Source organism: Streptomyces sp. NPDC001848 (genome assembly GCF_042891915.1).
Lineage (GTDB): Bacteria > Actinomycetota > Actinomycetes > Streptomycetales > Streptomycetaceae > Streptomyces.
The window spans coordinates 105,679-122,989 of the sequence record NZ_JBIATP010000001.1 but is presented as its reverse complement, the minus strand read 5'-3'; the positions used below and the strand labels follow the sequence as shown (position 1 = coordinate 122,989).

15 protein-coding genes and 2 pseudogenes are annotated in these 17,311 nt (G+C 72.6%); 10 read left to right on the top strand and 7 right to left on the bottom strand.

Going from position 1 to position 17,311, the window contains the following annotated elements; translation table 11 throughout:
- The first annotated feature begins 19 nt into the window (after window positions 1-19).
- From ACFYZJ_RS00615 to ACFYZJ_RS00590, 6 genes are all read left to right on the top strand, one after another.
- Entirely contained in the window at window positions 20-1,165 is a 1,146-nt protein-coding gene (locus tag ACFYZJ_RS00615) for an ROK family glucokinase (protein ID WP_388561333.1), read from the top strand.
- Window positions 1,162-1,749: a sugar kinase gene (locus ACFYZJ_RS00610; protein WP_388561331.1), complete on the top strand. Its 588-nt coding sequence runs from the start codon at window positions 1,162-1,164 to the stop codon at window positions 1,747-1,749. The genes ACFYZJ_RS00615 and ACFYZJ_RS00610 overlap by 4 nt, the downstream gene beginning before the upstream one ends.
- 109 nt (window positions 1,750-1,858) lie before the next feature.
- Window positions 1,859-4,681 (top strand): DEAD/DEAH box helicase, encoded by a 2,823-nt coding sequence (locus tag ACFYZJ_RS00605; RefSeq protein WP_388561329.1) that lies wholly within the window; start codon window positions 1,859-1,861, stop codon window positions 4,679-4,681.
- Entirely contained in the window at window positions 4,678-6,618 is a 1,941-nt protein-coding gene (locus tag ACFYZJ_RS00600; RefSeq protein WP_388561327.1) for an SWIM zinc finger family protein, read from the top strand. Before ACFYZJ_RS00605 ends, ACFYZJ_RS00600 begins: the two co-directional genes overlap by 4 nt.
- Window positions 6,619-6,785: 167 nt before the next feature.
- Complete coding sequence (locus ACFYZJ_RS00595) at window positions 6,786-6,962, top strand: hypothetical protein (RefSeq protein WP_388561325.1); 177 nt, start codon at window positions 6,786-6,788, stop codon at window positions 6,960-6,962.
- 110 nt (window positions 6,963-7,072) lie between these two features.
- A complete protein-coding gene (locus ACFYZJ_RS00590; RefSeq protein WP_388562183.1) occupies window positions 7,073-7,372 on the top strand; it encodes a DUF3147 family protein in 300 nt (99 codons plus the stop codon).
- A gap of 46 nt (window positions 7,373-7,418) precedes the next feature.
- On the opposite strand, the gene ACFYZJ_RS00585 is transcribed toward ACFYZJ_RS00590, so the two are convergent.
- The 6 genes from ACFYZJ_RS00585 to ACFYZJ_RS00560 form a co-directional block, all read right to left on the bottom strand.
- The gene (locus tag ACFYZJ_RS00585; protein ID WP_388561323.1) at window positions 7,419-8,069 is read right to left on the bottom strand and encodes a KUP/HAK/KT family potassium transporter; all 651 of its coding nucleotides are present in this window, start codon (window positions 8,067-8,069) and stop codon (window positions 7,419-7,421) included.
- Window positions 7,955-8,284: a KUP/HAK/KT family potassium transporter gene (locus ACFYZJ_RS00580; protein WP_388561321.1), complete on the bottom strand. Its 330-nt coding sequence runs from the start codon at window positions 8,282-8,284 to the stop codon at window positions 7,955-7,957. The genes ACFYZJ_RS00585 and ACFYZJ_RS00580 overlap by 115 nt, the downstream gene beginning before the upstream one ends.
- A 183-nt stretch (window positions 8,285-8,467) precedes the next feature.
- The gene (locus tag ACFYZJ_RS00575; protein ID WP_388561319.1) at window positions 8,468-8,986 is read right to left on the bottom strand and encodes a hypothetical protein; all 519 of its coding nucleotides are present in this window, start codon (window positions 8,984-8,986) and stop codon (window positions 8,468-8,470) included.
- A 114-nt stretch (window positions 8,987-9,100) separates the two neighbouring features.
- Window positions 9,101-11,059: an amino acid transporter gene (locus ACFYZJ_RS00570; RefSeq protein ID WP_388561317.1), complete on the bottom strand. Its 1,959-nt coding sequence runs from the start codon at window positions 11,057-11,059 to the stop codon at window positions 9,101-9,103.
- A 142-nt stretch (window positions 11,060-11,201) separates the two neighbouring features.
- Window positions 11,202-11,900: a GNAT family N-acetyltransferase gene (locus ACFYZJ_RS00565; protein ID WP_388561315.1), complete on the bottom strand. Its 699-nt coding sequence runs from the start codon at window positions 11,898-11,900 to the stop codon at window positions 11,202-11,204.
- 504 nt (window positions 11,901-12,404) lie between these two features.
- The gene (locus ACFYZJ_RS00560) at window positions 12,405-12,539 is read right to left on the bottom strand and encodes a hypothetical protein (RefSeq protein WP_388562230.1); all 135 of its coding nucleotides are present in this window, start codon (window positions 12,537-12,539) and stop codon (window positions 12,405-12,407) included.
- A 371-nt stretch (window positions 12,540-12,910) separates the two neighbouring features.
- Here ACFYZJ_RS00560 and ACFYZJ_RS00555 point away from each other — a divergent pair, with 371 nt between their 5' ends.
- Window positions 12,911-14,281, top strand: coding sequence for a hypothetical protein (locus ACFYZJ_RS00555; protein WP_388561313.1), 1,371 nt, complete (start codon window positions 12,911-12,913; stop codon window positions 14,279-14,281).
- Here the strand turns inward: ACFYZJ_RS00555 and ACFYZJ_RS00550 are convergent.
- On the bottom strand, window positions 14,278-15,852 hold the full coding sequence (locus tag ACFYZJ_RS00550) for a Na+/H+ antiporter (RefSeq protein ID WP_388561311.1): 1,575 nt from the start codon (window positions 15,850-15,852) through the stop codon (window positions 14,278-14,280). The genes ACFYZJ_RS00555 and ACFYZJ_RS00550 overlap by 4 nt on opposite strands.
- A gap of 234 nt (window positions 15,853-16,086) precedes the next feature.
- Between ACFYZJ_RS00550 and ACFYZJ_RS00545 the strand changes: the two are divergent.
- From ACFYZJ_RS00545 to kdpF, 3 genes and pseudogenes are all read left to right on the top strand, one after another.
- Window positions 16,087-16,182: pseudogene (locus ACFYZJ_RS00545) on the top strand (hypothetical protein); the annotation flags it as partial.
- 12 nt (window positions 16,183-16,194) lie between these two features.
- A pseudogene (locus ACFYZJ_RS00540) lies at window positions 16,195-16,968 on the top strand (amino acid permease); the annotation flags it as partial.
- Between the two features lie 246 nt (window positions 16,969-17,214).
- Window positions 17,215-17,304, top strand: coding sequence for a K(+)-transporting ATPase subunit F (kdpF, locus tag ACFYZJ_RS00535; RefSeq protein ID WP_037770757.1), 90 nt, complete (start codon window positions 17,215-17,217; stop codon window positions 17,302-17,304).
- Window positions 17,305-17,311 lie beyond the last annotated feature (7 nt).

Here is a 17,311-nt window from a genome sequence, read left to right as displayed (position 1 = left end):
GTGCGGCAGAATCGGGCTGGTGAGCACCTACCGCGACTTCACCCACCGCGGCTCCGCCCGGGCCACCGTCCTGCGGACCGTCGGCACGCGCGAGCGCCGTTCCCATCTGACGGCGCCGCGCGTTCCCACGGTCGGCATCGACATCGGCGGCACGAAGGTGATGGCCGGCGTCGTGGACGCCGACGGCAACATCCTGGAGAGGCTCCGCACCGAGACGCCCGACAAGTCCAAGAGCCCCAAGGTCGTCGAGGACACCATCGTCGAGCTCGTCCTGGACCTCTCCGACCGGCACGACGTGCACGCCGTCGGCATCGGCGCGGCCGGCTGGGTGGACGCGGACCGCAACCGCGTCCTGTTCGCCCCGCACCTGTCCTGGCGCAACGAGCCCCTGCGCGACCGCCTCGCCGAGCGGCTCGCCGTCCCGGTCCTGGTCGACAACGACGCCAACGCCGCGGCCTGGGCCGAGTGGCGCTTCGGCGCCGGCCGGGGCGAGGACCACCTGGTGATGATCACCCTGGGCACCGGCATCGGCGGCGCCATCCTGGAGGACGGCCAGGTCAAGCGCGGCAAGTACGGGGTCGCGGGTGAGTTCGGCCATATGCAGGTGGTGCCCGGCGGCCACCGCTGCCCGTGCGGCAACCGCGGCTGCTGGGAGCAGTACAGCTCCGGCAACGCCCTGGTCCGCGAGGCCAAGGAGCTGGCCGCCGCCGACTCCCCGGTGGCGTACGGGCTCATCGAGCACGTCAAGGGCAACATCTCCGACATCACCGGCCCGATGATCACCGAGCTGGCCCGCGAGGGCGACGCGATGTGCGTGGAGCTGCTCCAGGACATCGGCCAGTGGCTCGGCGTCGGCATCGCCAACCTGGCGGCGGCCCTGGACCCGTCCTGCTTCGTGATCGGCGGCGGCGTCAGCGCGGCCGACGACCTGCTGATCGGCCCCGCCCGGGACGCCTTCAAGCGCCACCTCACCGGCCGCGGCTACCGCCCCGAGGCCCGTATCGCCCGTGCCCAGCTCGGCCCCGAGGCCGGCATGGTGGGCGCCGCGGACCTGGCCCGTCTTGTCGCCCGCCGCTTCCGGCGAGCCAACCGGCGCCGTGTGGAGCGGTACGAACGCTACGAGCGGTACGCGCAGTCCCGCCGCACCACCAAGGGGCTGCTGTGACGGCCGCAGCCTCACTGCCGCGCCAGTCGTCACCCCCGGGGGAGCCACCGCGCCCGCCCGAGGACCGTCGGCACACGATCCGCCGCCGGGCCCTGACCCTGCTGATCATCGTGCTGCTCATCGGCGTGCCTGCCGGATACCTGATCATCTCCGCCAACCAGTCCCGCAACAGCGGCAAGGACAAGGAGGCGAAGTACTCGGCGACCGGCCTCGTCCCCGGCTGGCCCTCGCGGGTGCAGCGCCGCCTCTACCAGGTGTGGATCCCGTGGGACGCGACGAACGTCGCCTCGTACGAGACGAACAACTGGAAGACCAGCCGGTTGTACGTGCAGTTCACCACCAGCGACGACGGACTGAACCGGTTCCTGTGGACCCTGAAGGCAGACCGGTCCTCGCTGAAGAAGGACGACATCGCCATCGGCACGCGCGACCAGCACGTCGTCGGCTGGACCTTCGCGGGACAGGGCCCCTGGTACGGCCTGACCCGCGCGCAGAAGAACCCGGCGCCCACACTGGACGTCGTCGTGAACACGTCCCGTCCCCGGTACCCGACGGTGTACGTGGTGTCGCGGACGGTCCCCTGACCGGTCCCGCCCCCGGCAGGCCCGGCCGGCGGCCGGAGCCGATTGTCAGACCCCGCCCGTAGAGTCGGAGACGACTGACACGACCGAGCGGCGGGAGGTGACCGGACGTATGGCGGAGCAGGTGGCCGAGGCGGCCGCGCCCGGGCGGGCGCCCGCATGGGAGAGCCTGGCCGCGGTCTTCCTGCCCGCGCCGCTGCCCCGCCGGGGACGGGTGGCGTTCTGGGACCCGGAGGGCGGCTCGCTGCCGTCGGACGGCACCGAGGACCTGACGGTCGTACGGCCACACGGATCCGGAGCGCGCAGGAGCACCGTGCCCGCCGTGACCCTGCCCCTCACCGAGGCGCTGCCGCTACTCGCGCGCGCCCGCCGCGCCCCCGCCGCCCACCCCGCCACCGCCTGCTGGGGCGCGGCCGCCCTGCACGCCCTGCGGCTCGTCGCGCGCGGCCGGCTGCTGCCCGGGCTCACCCCGGACGGACACGACGCCTGGCGGGCGGGACCCCTGGAGCCGGAAGACATCACCCACCTCAGGGCCGTCGCCGCCGCCCTGCCGTACGAAGGCCATGCCGTCCCGCTCCCCGGCAAGGGCCCGCTGCTGCTGCCCGAGCCCGAGGCCCTCGTCCGGTCCTTCCTGGACGCGGTCGCGGACACCCTGCCGCGCACCCCGGCCGCCGCCCACACCGCCGGCAGGCCGTTCGCCGCCCGGGAGCCGCAGCGGCTGCCCGAGGCCCACGAGTGGGCCGCCGAGGTCGCCGCGGGCATGGACGCGGGCGTGCGGATCTCGCTGCGCCTGGACCTGTCGGCGTACGACCTGTTCGACGGCGGCGAGGGAGCGGGCCGCGCCGGTGCGGCCATCGTGCAGGTGCACAGCCTCGCCGACCCGACGCTGGTCGTGGACGCGGCGGCACTGTGGGCCGGAGAGGCGGACGCGGCGTTCGGCCCCCGCGCGCGGGTGGACGCGGCTCTCGCGGTCCGCCGCGCGGCCCGGGTCTGGCCCCCGCTGGACCGCCTCGCCGAGCAGGAGGTGCCGGACGTCCTGGCGCTCTCCGAGGAGGAGTTGAGCGACCTGCTGGGCGTCGCCGCCACCCGGCTGGGCGCGGCCGGCGTCGCGGTGCACTGGCCCCGGGACCTGGCACACGACCTGACCGCGACGGCGGTCGTACGGCCCGCACCCGGCTCGGCGACCGATGGCACCGGTTTCATGGAGAGCGAGGAACTGCTGCGGTTCCGCTGGCAGTTGGCGCTCGGCGGTGATCCGCTCACCGAGGCGGAGATGGACGCCCTCGCGGAGGCCCACCGCCCGATCGTCCGGCTGCGCGACCGGTGGGTGCTGGTCGACCCGGCGCTCGTCCGCAAGGCCCGTAAGCGGGAGTTGGGCCTGCTCGACCCGGTGGACGCGCTCGCCGTCGCCCTCACCGGGACGGCGGAGGTCGACGGCGAGACCGTGGCGGCCGTGCCGGCCGGCGCGCTGGCCGCACTCCGGGACCGGCTGACGGCCGGCATCGGCCCGGTGGATCCGCCCCCGGGCCTCTCCGCCCGGCTGCGCGACTACCAACTGCGCGGACTGGCCTGGCTGGACCTCATGACCTCCCTCGGCCTCGGCGGCTGCCTCGCCGACGACATGGGGCTCGGCAAGACGGTCACCCTCATCGCCCTGCATCTGCGCCGGGCGCGCCGCGAGCCCACGCTGGTGGTCTGCCCGGCGTCCCTGCTCGGCAACTGGCAGCGGGAGATCACCCGGTTCGCGCCCGGCGTCCCGGTGCGCCGCTTCCACGGCCCGGAACGCACCCTGGACGACACGGACGGCGGATTCGTCCTGACCACCTACGGCACGATGCGGACGGCGGCAGCCCGACTGGCCGAGCAGGGCTGGGGCCTGGTCGTCGCCGACGAGGCACAGCACGTCAAGAACCCCTACTCCGCGACGGCGAAGGCGCTGCGCACCATCCCGTCCCCGGCCCGCGTCGCCCTCACCGGCACACCCGTGGAGAACAACCTCTCCGAACTGTGGGCCCTGCTGGACTGGACGACCCCCGGGCTGCTCGGGCCCCTGAAGTCCTTCCGCGCCCGGCACGCGCGGGCGGTGGAGACCGGCGAGGACCCTCAGGCGGTGGAGCGGCTGGCCCGCCTGGTCCGTCCCTTCCTGCTGCGGCGCAAGAAGTCCGACCCGGGCATCGTTCCCGAACTCCCGCCGAAGACCGAGACGGACCACCCGGTCCCGCTCACCCGCGAGCAGGCCGCGCTCTACGAGGCGGTCGTGCGGGAGTCGATGCTGGCGATCGAGACCGCGGAGGGCATCGCACGGCGAGGCCTGGTCCTGAAGCTCCTGAGCGCCCTGAAACAGATCTGCGACCACCCTGCCCTCTACTTGAAGGAGGACGCGGGGACCACAGCGGGCCTCACCGCCCGGTCCGGCAAACTCGCCCTGCTGGACGAGCTGGTGGACACCCTGCTGTCCGAGGACGGCTCGGCGCTGGTCTTCACGCAGTACGTCGGCATGGCCCGCCTGATCACCACGCACCTGGCCTCCCGCGCGGTGCCCGTCGACCTGTTGCACGGAGGGACGCCGGTGCCCGACCGCGAGCGGATGGTGGACCGCTTCCAGAGCGGCGCGACCCCGGTCCTGGTCCTGTCCCTCAAGGCGGCGGGCACCGGCCTGAACCTCACCCGCGCGGGCCATGTCATCCACTTCGACCGCTGGTGGAACCCGGCGGTGGAGGAGCAGGCCACGGACCGGGCCTACCGCATCGGCCAGACCCAGCCCGTCCAGGTCCACCGTCTGATCACGGAGGGCACGGTCGAGGACCGGATCGCGGAGATGCTCCAGGCCAAGCGCGCCCTGGCGGACGCCATCCTGGGCTCGGGCGAGTCGGCCCTCACGGAACTGACGGACCGTGAGCTGGCGGACCTGGTGTCGCTGAGGAGCACGGCATGAACGGGGCGAGGGAGGAACGCCCCGGGACGGGTGCCGAGTCGCGTCCCGCCGACGAGGTGCGCCGAGCGTTGCGGGCCGCGCGGGAGAGGGGGCGGCCCGAGGCCGGGGTCCCGGACGAGGCGCCGTCCACCACGGACCCGGACGTCGCCGCCCCCGTGGAGGACGGGCGGTCGGCGGCCCGCCCGGGGGACGCGGCGCGCGCCGCCCTGCGGCGGGCGAACGCGGAACGCAGCAGCGCCCGGCGGGTGGAGGAATCGGGGCGGGACCGGCCGGAGCCGACGGGAGCGGGGGAGCCCGAAGTGGGAGAGGCCGAAGCGGGGATGCCCGAAGCGGCCCCCCTCCCCGCGCGGCGGACCGCGCCCTCGACGCGGCCCGGCGACGCGGCCCGCGAGGCATTGAGGACCGCGCGGCAGGCCCCTCCCCAGGAGGGACCGCACCCCGGTTCCCGGACCGCCGGACCGACGCGCCGCTCCGGCACCACGGAGGCGTCCCGCAACCGGGGGCGCCGCACCGCCCGTCCCCGTACGTCCCAGGGCGGCGCCCCGGGCAGGGACGTACGGGAACTCCTCACCGGTGCCTTCGAGATGCCGCCGCCCGAGGCACCACCGACCAGGACCGCCTCCCCACCGCCGCCCGCCCCGCCCGCGGCGTCTCCCCGGTATCCGGCCTCCATGGCCGCCCCCGGTCGTGACGGCGAGCTGCGGCGCACCTTCGCCGCGCTCCCCGCGCGTCCGGTGCGTGACCGTGAGAGGTTCGCCGAGACCTGGTGGGGCAACGCCTGGGTGTCCGCGCTGGAGGAAGGGGCCCTCGACGCGGCGCGGCTGGCGCGGGGAAGGGCGTACGCGGGGCGGGGGAACGTGGACGCCATCACCGTCACCCCGGGTCTCGTGCTGGCGTACGTCCAGGGCAGCCGACCCCGGCCCTACCGCGTTCAGGTGCGGCTCAGGACGTTCTCCGACGACGAGTGGGACCGCTTCCTGGACGCCGCCGCCGAGCGGCCCGCGCACATCGCCGCCCTGCTGGACAAGCAGATGCCGCAGTCCCTCGCCGAGTGCGGAGTCCGCCTGCTCCCCGGCGCCGGCGACCTCGAACCCCACTGCAGCTGCCCCGACTTCGGCCATCCCTGCAAGCACGCGGCCGCCGTCTGCTACCAGACCGCCCGCCTGCTCGACCGCGACCCCTTCGTCCTGCTCCTGCTGCGCGGCCGCGGCGAGCGCGACCTGCTCGACGCCCTGTCCCGGCGCAACGCGGCCCGCGCGGCCCGCGCCGACCGGGAGCGCAAGCCGGCCCCTGCGCCCGGCATACGCGCCCGGGAGGCCGTGGCCCGCCGCACCCGGCCGCCGCTCCCCGCGCCCCTGCCCCCGCCCGCCCACCCGGAGCAGCCCCCGGTCTACCCGGACACCCCGGGCGGCCCCGACTCGTTCACGCTGGACCAGCTCGCCACGGACGCCGCCGCCCGCGCGCACACCCTGCTGACCACCGGCCACGACCCGGTCGCGGAACTGACGCTGTGGCAGGACGCGGTACGGCTCGCCGCCGCCCGCCCCGGCTCGGGCCTCACCGCCGCAAGCCGGGCGCTGTACGCGTCGCTGGCCGCCGCCACCGGGCGGACACCGGCCGACCTGGCGCGGGCCGTCGCCGCCTGGCGGCAGGGCGGACGGGAGGCCCTCGCCGTACTGGAGGAGCCCTGGGACCCGCCGGCCGGCCGCTTCGACCGCGCCCGCCCCCTGCTCCTGGCCGCGGACCTGCCCGCCTTCCGCCCGTGGCGCAACCGACTCACCCACCCCGACGGCCGTGTCCAGCTCCGTCTCGGCCAGGACGGCCTGTGGTACGCCTACGAGTCGGAACCGGGCCGCGACGACTGGTGGCCCCGGGGCACCCCAGACCCCGACCCGGTCGGCGCCCTGACCGGACTGGGGGCGCCGGGGGAGAAGTGATCCCGCGACCGTCGCGTCACCGGGGCAGCGGGTCTTCTGGTCCTCAGCCTCGGCAGCCGCACGGACGCGAGCATGTCGGCCCGGACCACGCCGACACGCCGCTCCGGTCTGGCGCCCGGCAGGCCGGGAAACCCGGTGCCGAGGATGCAGCCGACACGGGAGTGCCCATGCCCTCGCGCCGCGACGAACCACACGGCCGCTCCCTGCTGAGCGACGCGCTGCGGAACAAGGGCGTCGCCTTCACCCAGGAGGAACGGCAGCGCCAGGGCCTGGTGGGAAGGCTGCCGTCGGGCGTGCTCTCCCTCGACCAGCAGGCCCACCGGGCCACGACCGGTACCAGGTGAGCAACTGCGCCTTCTTCTTCGTCACCCAGACCGTGGCCAGAGCGCCGTCGTCTTCCTCGTCGGCTGTCCCGTCCTTGCTTTGACCGGCCTGCTCCCCGCCATCGCGGCGACTGCCAGTAGGCGGGGTCTTCCTCGCCTTTCCCGCCATCCTGCCGGCCAGTCTGACCCTGGTGGCCAAGGAGGAGGGCCTGCGCGGCGCCCGCGACGACGCCCGCGGCGCCGCCCTGGGAACCATCGGCCTTCTGGCGTTCGCACCGACCACCGCCGTCCTTCTGCGCCATCACTCGGCATGGCTCGCCCTGGCGGTGGCGACGGCAGCCTGGACCGTGGTGTCGCTCGGTGGGTATGCCGTCGTCCGCGCGGCAGGAGCGGGAAGTGACGAGACCGGACCCGAAGAACCTGGTGCGTAGTGCATCCCGGGCCCGCTCCGCCGGACGATCAGCGGCCGGAGCGCGTCTACACCTCGATGTGTGAGCCCATGATGACCGTGCGGTCGCGGGGGAGGCCGAAGTACTCGGCGGCGTCGGCGGTGATGTAGGAGGTGGCGGTGAACAGCCGCTTGCGCCAGGGCGCCATCGTCGGCGACCTGCCGCGCCGAAGGCGGTGCCGAAATGGCCGAAGAGAAAGCCCAGGGCGTACGTCGGTGACAAGTGCCCTGAGGATGGCCGGGTGGTCGGCGATGCCGGCGACACCGCAGGCGCCGATGGCGACGAACCAGACGATCATGACGGGGCCGAACACCTGGCCCACTGCCGCTGTTCCCCTGCGCTGGACGAGGAACAGCAGCACGATGATGACTGCGGTGATGGGCACGACCGCGCTCTCCAAAGAGGGCTGGACGACCTTCAGTCCCTCGACCGCGGACAGGACCGAGATCGCCGGGGTGATCATGCTGTCGCCGAAGAACAGCGACGCGCCGAAGATGCCCAGCGCGGCCAGTACGGCAGCGGTCCGTCCGGCCGGCCGCGAGGTGTATCGCCGTACGAGGGTGATCAGCGCCATGATGCCGCCCTCGCCGTCGTGGTCGGCGCGCATCGCCAGCAGCACATAGGTGACCAGGACGATGACCACCACCGAGCAGAACACCAGCGACACCACCCCGTACACGTTCTGTGTGGTGGCCGGGACGGGGTGGGGTCGCTCGGGTTGAACACGGTCTGGAGGGTGTAGATCGGGCTGGTCCCGATGTCGCCGAAGACCACCCCCAGGGCGCCGATCACCAGTGCGAGACGTGCCGTGTTGTGAGCGCTCGCGCGACGAGCCTCCGGTGCCCGCGATGGGAACCCGTCGTCCGGTGCGACACCCTGCCGGTGATCGGCCATCTCGACCCCCTCCTTGCGAGCCGCTGTGCGGAAGGCCCGGCGCGTCGGACGATACCGATCATCAGCGCGAATACTGGTAGATCGGGCCGGGACGCTTCGACTCAAGAGTGTCTGCGCGCTGTGGGCCTCCACGGCGGCTCGAGGTCTGGCGGTCGCATGATCGGGCCGTGCTCTCGCCTGAGGTCAGGAAAGCCCCGACGCCCGCAGCACGGCCTGCGCCGTCTCCTCGTCGATGTCGTGGCCGAGCCGTTTGAGGACCTCCGCTCCCTGGCGCAGCGTGCCACGCTCCAGCGAGCGTTGGACGCCCGTGTCGAGTTCGTGCCACAGCAGGGGGTTGGCCGTGAGGATCCGTGGGTCGAGTTGCAGACGATGGCCGTAGACGTCGCGCAGGACAAGGTGTGAGGAGGGGCCTTCGTACTGACGTACGGCTGCCAGTGCGTCCGTGCGGACCATGTGCCTACGCCAAGGTGTGTGTACCGCGAGCCAGCCGGGCCCCGCGGTCACCCGGTGGGGGAGCAGGACGGTGCCCACCGCGGACGAGAGGGTTGCCCAGAGGAGGGCGCGCAGGGGGGTCAGGCTTCCCGCGTCCCAGTCGACCAGAAGGCTCAGGACGCAGAACAGCAGAGCGCAGCTCAGTGCGAACCGGGCGCCACCACGCCAGTGGCGGTCGCCGGCCGAGCCTGCCGGTCCGCTCCGTCGCATGACGCCGACGCTAGGCGGCCGTGCGGGGCGCGACGACCGCTGCTTACGGACTCCTAGCGCCGAAGGGGTGAATCCTGACGGATTCCTGACGCGGGCGGCAGACGGGCCTGGTCCTCAGCCGGTGTGTACGCGAGGGCGTCGGGCGCGGTTCGGTTCCGCCTCGCGCAGGACCTCACGGGTGACCGGGGCGACCTCGCCCTGGCCGAACAGGAAGAAGCGCAGGAAGTTGGCGAACGGGCCGCCCTCCGTCCATTCGAAGTAGATGTGCGGGGTGCAGCCCGTCATGTCCCGGACATGCAGGAGCAGCGCGGCCAGGGCGTTCGGGATGGACGCGGACTCCAGGGTCAGTACCCGGTAACGGTTGTGCAGCACCTCGCCGCGCACGGTCAGGCCGGCCTCGAACTCGGAGGGGTCGGTGACCGTGACCTCGACGAAGACGAAGTCCTCCTGCTCGGGCATGTCGTTGTCGGCGCGGATCTGCTCGATCTTGTCGCGGTACTCCGCCTTGTCCCGGTGGCCGGGCTCGTTGGCGATGAACCGTATCTTCCGACTGGCCATGTCCCGGATGAATCGTTCCGCCATCGGGTCCAGCGTCACGCTGGTCACGCGCAGCTCGAAGGCGCGGGCCAGCCGGGACAGCAGCGACACCAGGATGATGCCGACGATGAAGCAGGCACCGATCTTCACACCGTCCGGCCGCTCGATGACGTTCACGATCGTCGTGTAGAGGAACACCGCGGCGATCACGGCGAACCCGATGGTCCACTTGCGCTGCCCGGCCTTGCGCGCCGCGATCGTCACCGCGAACGCGGCCGAACTGATCAGCACCAGCACACCGGTGGCGTAGGCCCCGCCCTGCGCGTCCACATCGGCGTCGAAGATCCAGGTCACCAGGAAAGCGATCAGCGTGAAGACGATGACCATCGGGCGTACGGCGCGGGCCCAGTGCGGGGCCATGCCGTAGCGGGGCAGGTAGCGCGGCATGAGGTTGAGCAGGCCGGCCATGGCGGAGGCGCCGGCGAACCACAGGATGGCGATGGTCGAGATGTCGTAGACCGTGCCGAAGGCGCCGCCGAGGTACTGGTGCGCCAGGTAGGCGAGGGCGCGTCCGTTGGCCTGGCCGCCGGGCTTGAACTCGTTCTCCGGAATCAGCAGCGTGGTGATGAAGCTGGACGTGATCAGGAAGGCGCTCATGATGAGCGCGGCCGTGGTGAGCAGCTTCCTCGCGTCCCGGATCCGGCCGGTCGGCTTCTCCTCCGTGTCGTCCGGGTCGCCCTGGACGTGCGGCATGACGGCGACGCCGGTCTCGAAGCCGGACAGGCCGAGCGCCAGTTTGGGGAAGACGATCAGCGCCAGGCCGATCATGACGAAGATGTTGCCGTGCTGGGCGGTCAGCGCGCCGGCCCAGTCGGTGATCACATGTCCGGCGGTGATCACGTGATAGAGGCCGACGAACACCACGACGACGTTGAGGGCCAGATAGACGCCCACCAGCGCCGTCGCGACGCCGATGGCCTCCAGGAAGCCCTTGAGGAAGACCGCTCCGAGCAGCGCCACCAGGATCAGGGTGATCAGCATCTGCCGACCGTGCAGGACCCCCGTCAGATGCGGGTTCTCCACCAGGTGGGTGGAGGCGTCGGCGGCCGACAGGGTGATGGTGATCAGGAAGTCGGTGGCGGCGAAACCGAGCAGCGTGAGCACGAACAGCTTGCCCTGCCAGAAGGACAGCAGCCGCTCCAGCATGGCGATCGACCCCTCGCCGTGCGGGCTCTCCACGGCGACCCGGCGGTACACGGGAAGCGCGCCGGCCAGGGTGACGACGACGAGGACGATGGTCGCGATCGGCCCCAGCAGGCCGGCCGCGAGCGCCGCGATGCCCGGCTGGTACCCGAGGGTGGAGAAGTAGTCGACACCCGTCAGGCACATCACCCGCCACCAGCGCTGCCCCTGGTGCGGGGGTTCGGGGACAGCGTGGGGCCCGGTGTGGCCGCCGTTCCTGCCCATGTCGGACAGGCCCTCCAGCATCCACGTCCGCAGGCGGCTGGTACTGGGAGGGTGTTCGGTGGTGGCCATCGACGCGCTCTCCTGATGTGGGGCTCAGTTGATGTGGGGCTCAGCGTGGGGTTTCGGCCATCACACGGACGGCCGCACCAGCGTAAGCGGAGAGTGACGCCTGAGCCCACGGATCATCTCGCCGGAGGGCGTCAATCTTCCGTTAAGACCAGTGGGGTGAACGCTGCCCGCACATCAAGGTCTCAGGCTTCCCCTTGCCCGGAGAGCGACTGCGCCCTACAGGGGAGGGCGCCTTACGCGCTGAGGCTGCGCCGGCTCCCCACCGGCTGCCGACGGCGTAGTGGACGTATTGGCGGACCAGCCGGAAGCCGGCGTTCCAGGCCAGGAGTCGACTGGCCCTGTTGTGGACCGAGCAGTTCCAGCTGGGGAGGTGTCCCCGGGCGCCGATGTCGACACCCAGAGCGTTGACGCGGGCCAGGGCTAGGTGGTGGCGTGTGCGGCCGGAAGCGGTGTGGACGGCCACGTCCCCGTAATGGGTGCCGCGGAAGTAGGTGCAGGCCACCGCCTGGATGCGTGCCGTACGGTCCACCGCGGCCCACGCGTGCCCGGAGGCGGCGAGACCGCGCGGTCCGCCCCAGCCGGCCGAGAGCCAGGACGCGTCCGTGCCGAGGACGCGCACAGCGTCGGCGTCCGTCCGTTCCAGGCGCCGGACGGTCATCGCGCGCGGGATACCGGCGGGCTGTGGTGCGGCCTGAAGCGTCCAGATCATGCGCTCCCACGGGGTGAGCCGGTCGAAGGCGGCCCCGAGGGCGGGCAGGAAGCGGGCCGGAGCCTCGACGCGGTTGCCGGCGAGCGGGGCGAGGAGGTCCGGCGTCAGCTTCTCCGGACTGCCCCGCAGCACGGCGTGGCCCGCGCAGGAGACGGCGACCGCCCTCGGCGAGCTGCCGGGCGGTCTCGTGACCGATGCCGGAGGTGGCGCCGGTGACCAGGACGGTACGGGAGGAAAGGGGGCAGTCGGGCGTGATCCCATCCGGGGTTGCGGGCACGCGGACGCCGCCCGGTGAGGGCGGTGGGCGTGCCGCGGTGAAAGGGAGGGCGAGGGGCGCCGGGAGCCGATCACGGCGCCCCTCGGGTCTCGGAAAGCGGCGTCGGCGGGACGCGGCTCAGCGCGGCATGGCGTCGGCGGGACGCGATGCCGGCGCGGCGTGGACGCTTCCGGTCAGCGCGGCTCGCGACGCGACGGCCGAGCGGGACTCGGCGGCCGCTCGAAGAGGAGCCAGACGCTGTTCACGAGGTCCATGGAAGCCGTCCCGCACAGCCCGGGCAAGCCGGAACCCCATCCTCTGACGGGGTTCTGACGTGCGCATACGGGACGTTGAAGGCGAGCCAGGACACCGGACGTGGCTCACGCAAGGCCGGGCACCCCCGAGATCAGCAGGTCGATCAGCTTGATGCCCACGAAGCGCAGTACGAGGCCGCCGAGGCCGTAGACGAGGAGGTTGCGGCGGAGCAGGTCGTGCTGCAGGAGGGGGCGTAGCACACGCCGCGTAGGGCGAGCGGAATCAGCGCCACGCTGATCAGGCCACCGTCAACGTGCCGTCAAACAAAGCTGATTCGCCATCAGGGAGCCGTCAAGACGAGACATGGGTGGCTGAATCCGCTCGCAGACTGATCGGCAACGGGGGACGGGCGACCGTCCGTGGCGGTGACGTTGGAGGGACCGTGGCTCTCACGGCCGGATCAGCGCAGGGTTCTCGGACCGAGCAAGGAGCACCGCCACGAAGAGTGGTCGCCCAACCCGGGGGCAGCCCCGGACTGCGAAGACGAGGGTATTCGCGGACGGCCGGACCGGGTCCGGAGCAGCGAGCCCTGGCCACGCGGGCCGCTCTGCGCCGCCGCTTGTGGGCCACCGTGCCCGCGCGGCTGCGCCTTCTGCGCGCGGCCACGCTCCTGCTCACCATCGCCGTGACCGTGCTGCTGCTCGTGGCGGGGCTCGCCGTGAACAGCACCTGGAACAGCGTCGCCGGACAGGACGCACCGCGCACCACCAGCGCCGCCGACCTCAACCTCGCCCTGAACGACATGGACGCCCAAGCCGCCGACATCCTGCTGTCCGACGGCGAAGCCGGGAAGGGGCGCCTGGGCACCCCGTACGACAAGGCGGTCGGCTTCTACGGCAGCTCCCGACGCGAGATCGGCCACGACCTGCGCACCCTCGCCGTCGCGGCCCAGGGCGACCGGTCCGACGAGGAGACCGTCGAGAACCTGACCGACGACTTCGCCGAGTACCAGGAGCTGATCGGCCGCGCTCTGGAGAACGACGGACATGCCGGCGGCAAGCCGGCCGCCCTGGCCGACTACCGCAAGGCCACCGACCTGCTGCAAGGCAAGCTGCTGCCCGAGTCCCGCACGCTGGTGTCCGCCAACGACCGCGCCTTCGAGGCCGAGTACAGCGCCGCCCGCTGCACGCTGTCCGCACAGCTCGCCGCCACGGCCGCGCTGGGTGTGCTCCTGCTGGCCGTCGTCGGTGTCCTGCAGTGGTACCTGGCCCGGCGCTTCCACCGGATCCTGAACCCGTCCCTCCTCGCCGCGACCGTCTGCGCCCTGCTCGCAGTGATCCTCGGCACCCAGATGCTGACCTCGTCGTCAGGGAACCTGCGCGGCGCCCGCCGCGACGCCTTCGACTCCGTCGTCGCCCTCTCCCGTGCCCGCGCCATCGCCTACGACGCCAACGCCGACGAAAGCCGCTACCTCCTCGACCCGCAGCGCCGCGACCAGTACGCCCAGTCGTTCCTCACCAAGTCGCAGAAGCTGTACGGCATCCAGGACGCCACACTCGACACGTACGACGACGGGCTGACCACCAGCTGGCGGGCGTACCGGTCCGACCACCACGATCTGCGCTTCACCGGCGAGTTCCGGCGCGAGCTGGACAACGTCACCTTCCCCGGGGAGCGCGCTGCGGCCGAGCAGACCGTGGAGACGTACGCCGTCTACCAGCGCGACGACCGCAGGATCCGCGCGCTGCTGGCTGCCGGGAAGGAACGCGAGGCGGTGGAGTTCTGCATGGACTGGAAGCCGGGCACCTCCAACGCGCACTTCGGCGCCTGGATGGACGCCCTGGGCAAGGTGACGGACATCAACCGCGCCCACTTCGCCTCCTCGGTGCGAAACGGCCGCTCGGCGGTGAGCGGCCTGCTTCCCTGGGCGGGCGGCCTGCTGCTCGCGGCAATGGTCCTCACCGTGCTGGGACTGCGGCCACGGCTGGCGGAGTTCCGCTAGGCATCCGCCAGCCGTGCTTCCTCCAGATCAAGGGACCGCTGGAGCCGTCTCCGGGTCGTGTCGCTGATCCGGTGCGTGTCGTACAGGCGCTGCAGTTCCGCGGTCTCCACGGTGATCAGGTCGCGGCGCAGCTGGCGGTACACCAGGTCGGCGGACTCGGTGGCGGCAGCGGTGCCGTTGTGCTCGGCGAGGCGGTCGCGGGCGTCGTCCAGACGCGCTGTCAGGCCGCGGCGGAGCCGGTCGAGGACGATGTCGGGTACGGCTTCCAGCTCGGCGAGCTCCTCGAGGCGGGCGAGTCCGGCGTGGGCGAGGTGGGAGCGGGCCTCGACCTCCTCGCGTTCGGTGTGGGCGGGCTCCAGGGCGATACCGGAGGCGCGGACGACCGGGGCGAGAGTGAAACCCTGGACGACCAGCGTCATGACCACCACGGACGTGGTCAGGACGAGGACCAGGGGGCGGTCCGCCAGGCCGGTGCCGTCCTTGGCAACCTCGGGGATGGACAGCGCGGCTGCCAGCGGCATGACGCCGCGTGTGCCGGCCCAGGTCAGGACGACTGGCACCCGCCAGTTCATGCGGCTGATCCCGCCCTTGCGCTGCACGACCGCCGACAGGGGAGCGAGCCACAGCAGACGGACGGCGATCACCGTGGCGGCGACGGCGAGGGCATACACCGGCCAGGCCCGGTCACCGTCGGCCAGCGCCCGCACCTGCGCGGGCAGCGCCAGCCCTATCAGCGAGAACACCACGCTCTCCAGCAGGAACACCACCGTGCCGTACACCGCGTGCAGCTGGAGACGGATGCGGGCATTGGTGAGCCGGTCGCCCCGCCCGCCCAGGATCACCCCGGCCACCACACAGGACGTCACCCCGGAGGTGTGCGCCGCCTCCGCCAGCAGATAGGACGCGTACGGCGTGACCAGGGCGATCACCGTCTCCAGCACCGGTTCCTCGGTACGGCGCCGGATCAGCGCCACCACACCGGCCACGGCCGCGCCGATCACCGTGCCGCCGCCCGCCAGCAACAGGAACTCGCCCCCTGCCGCACCCCAGTTCGCCGCCGCCGACGCCACCGCGATGCCCGCCGCCACCCGGACCAGCACCAGGGAGGTGGCATCGTTGAACAGGCTCTCCGCCTGCACGAGCACCTGCACCTTCGGCGGGAGAGCGAGCCGACGGCCGAGCGCGGTGACCGCCACCGGATCGGTGCTGGCCAGTACCGCGCCCAGCACGAACGCCATCTGCCACGACAGGGGCGTGAACAGCGCCGCCACCGCGGCGACGGCCGCCGCGGAGGCGAGCACGAGGCCGATGGCGAGGATCCCGACCGGCTTCCACACCGCGCGCAGCTCCCGCCAGGGCATGTCCTCCGCGCTCGCGTACAGCAGCGGGGGCAGCACGACCAGCCCGATGATCTCCGGGCTGATCTCGATCTGCGGAGTGCCCGGCAGCAGCGCCACCGCGAGACCGGCGACCACCAGCAGCGAGGGGGCGGGCATCCGCCAGCGGCGCGCGAAGGTCGCCACCACGGTGGCCAGAATGACCAAGCCGAGAACCGTACCGACGCTCCGCATGCCGTCCCCCTGGAACTACGAGGGGAGCCACCCTGGCTCCCCTGCCGACCAGACTTCCCGGCACACCGCGGTCACTCTATCGGCCCAGCTCACGTCAAGACAGCGTCAATGTCCTCGGGACCGGCGCCAAGGATTCGCCAACGCGTCCCACCCGGCCCTCGGAAGGGCTCTCTCAGGAGCAGTCCCCCTCGACCACGGGGGAGTTGAGCCAGTGAGCGGAGCGCGTCGGCGGCGATGAGTGACGTACGGCCCGGACGACGGAAGGTCTACCTCGGGGCGGCCCCGGGGGTCGGAAAGACCTACCGGATGCTCGACGAGGGACGGCGCCGTGCCGCGCGCGGGTCCGGCGGGGACACCAACACCCTGGTGCCGATGTTCGCCATCGGGGTCTTCGTCGGCTTCACGATCGCCCAGGTGGGCATGGTCCGGCACTGGCGCCGGGAGCGGGGCCGTGGCTGGCGCGGGAAGGCGCTGTTGAACCGCTTCGGCGCGCTGCTCACCGGTGTCTCGACGGGCGTCGTCACGGCGAGCAAGTTCGCGGAGGGGGCCTGGCTGATCGTGGTGGCGCTGCCGCTGCTGATCGCCGCCTTCGCCGCCGTCCACCGTGCCTACGACCGAATCGCCGAGCGACTCGGCCTGGGCCGTGTCCCCGAGCCCCCGCACCGCGACCGCTCCCTGGTGGTCGTGCCGGTGTCCTCGCTGTCCCGGCTTACCTCCGAGGCCCTGACGGCCGCCGCCTCGCTGGGCGACGAGGTCCGTGCCGTCACCGTCTGCCACCCGGACCCGGAGGACCGCGCACAGCTGCACGCCCTGGAGCGAGCCTGGACCGAGTGGGACCCGGGCGTGCCCCTGGTGCGGCTGTCCTGCGAGAGGCGCAGCCTGGGCCGCCCGATCGCCGCGTACGTCCGTGAGGTGGCCGCCGCCGAACCGGCCACGCGGGTCACGGTGCTGATCCCGGAGGCCGAGCCGGAGCGGCTGTGGCTGGGGGTGCCCCCGCGCGAGCGAAGCCGAGCGTGGGGGAGGCTGCTGCAGAACCAGCGGGGTGCGCTCGTCGCACACGCCGTGCGGCGGGAGACGGACGCGGTGATCTGCCGGCTGCGGTTCCGGCTGTTCTGACGACAGACGCTCTGTTACTGGCGGTAGGGATCGGTGGCCGTAAGAGCCCCGTCAAAGCCGTGGGCGAGGCCGTAAGAGGGCCGTCAACGAGTGTCCGGATCCGGCCAGGGAGGCGGTTTCCTCTAACCGTCCTTGTTCCACCCCCGAACCTCTTCAGGAGTTCACGATGGCCGATCTGGCCTTCGTCGTCACCGTGCTCGCGGGCTTCGCGTTGGTGGCTCTCGTCGCCAAGGGGGTGACGAAGCTGTGACCGTCGAGAACGTCGTCGGCCTGGTTGTGGCCGTCGCCCTGCTGGGCTATCTCGTCCTCGCCCTGATCTTCCCGGAGAGGTTCTGAGCACAGA

What these genes read in the sequence shown, in the direction of transcription:
- ACFYZJ_RS00605 (WP_388561329.1), top strand. Translation starts at nt 1,859, where the DNA reads ATGGCGGAGCAGGTGGCCGAGGCGGCCGCGCCCGGGCGGGCGCCCGCA.
- ACFYZJ_RS00600 (WP_388561327.1), top strand. Translation starts at nt 4,678, where the DNA reads ATGAACGGGGCGAGGGAGGAACGCCCCGGGACGGGTGCCGAGTCGCGT.
- ACFYZJ_RS00595 (WP_388561325.1), top strand. Translation starts at nt 6,786, where the DNA reads ATGCCCTCGCGCCGCGACGAACCACACGGCCGCTCCCTGCTGAGCGAC.
- ACFYZJ_RS00580 (WP_388561321.1), bottom strand. Translation starts at nt 8,284, where the DNA reads ATGGCCGATCACCGGCAGGGTGTCGCACCGGACGACGGGTTCCCATCG.
- ACFYZJ_RS00575 (WP_388561319.1), bottom strand. Translation starts at nt 8,986, where the DNA reads ATGCGACGGAGCGGACCGGCAGGCTCGGCCGGCGACCGCCACTGGCGT.
- ACFYZJ_RS00570 (WP_388561317.1), bottom strand. Translation starts at nt 11,059, where the DNA reads ATGGCCACCACCGAACACCCTCCCAGTACCAGCCGCCTGCGGACGTGG.
- ACFYZJ_RS00550 (WP_388561311.1), bottom strand. Translation starts at nt 15,852, where the DNA reads ATGCGGAGCGTCGGTACGGTTCTCGGCTTGGTCATTCTGGCCACCGTG.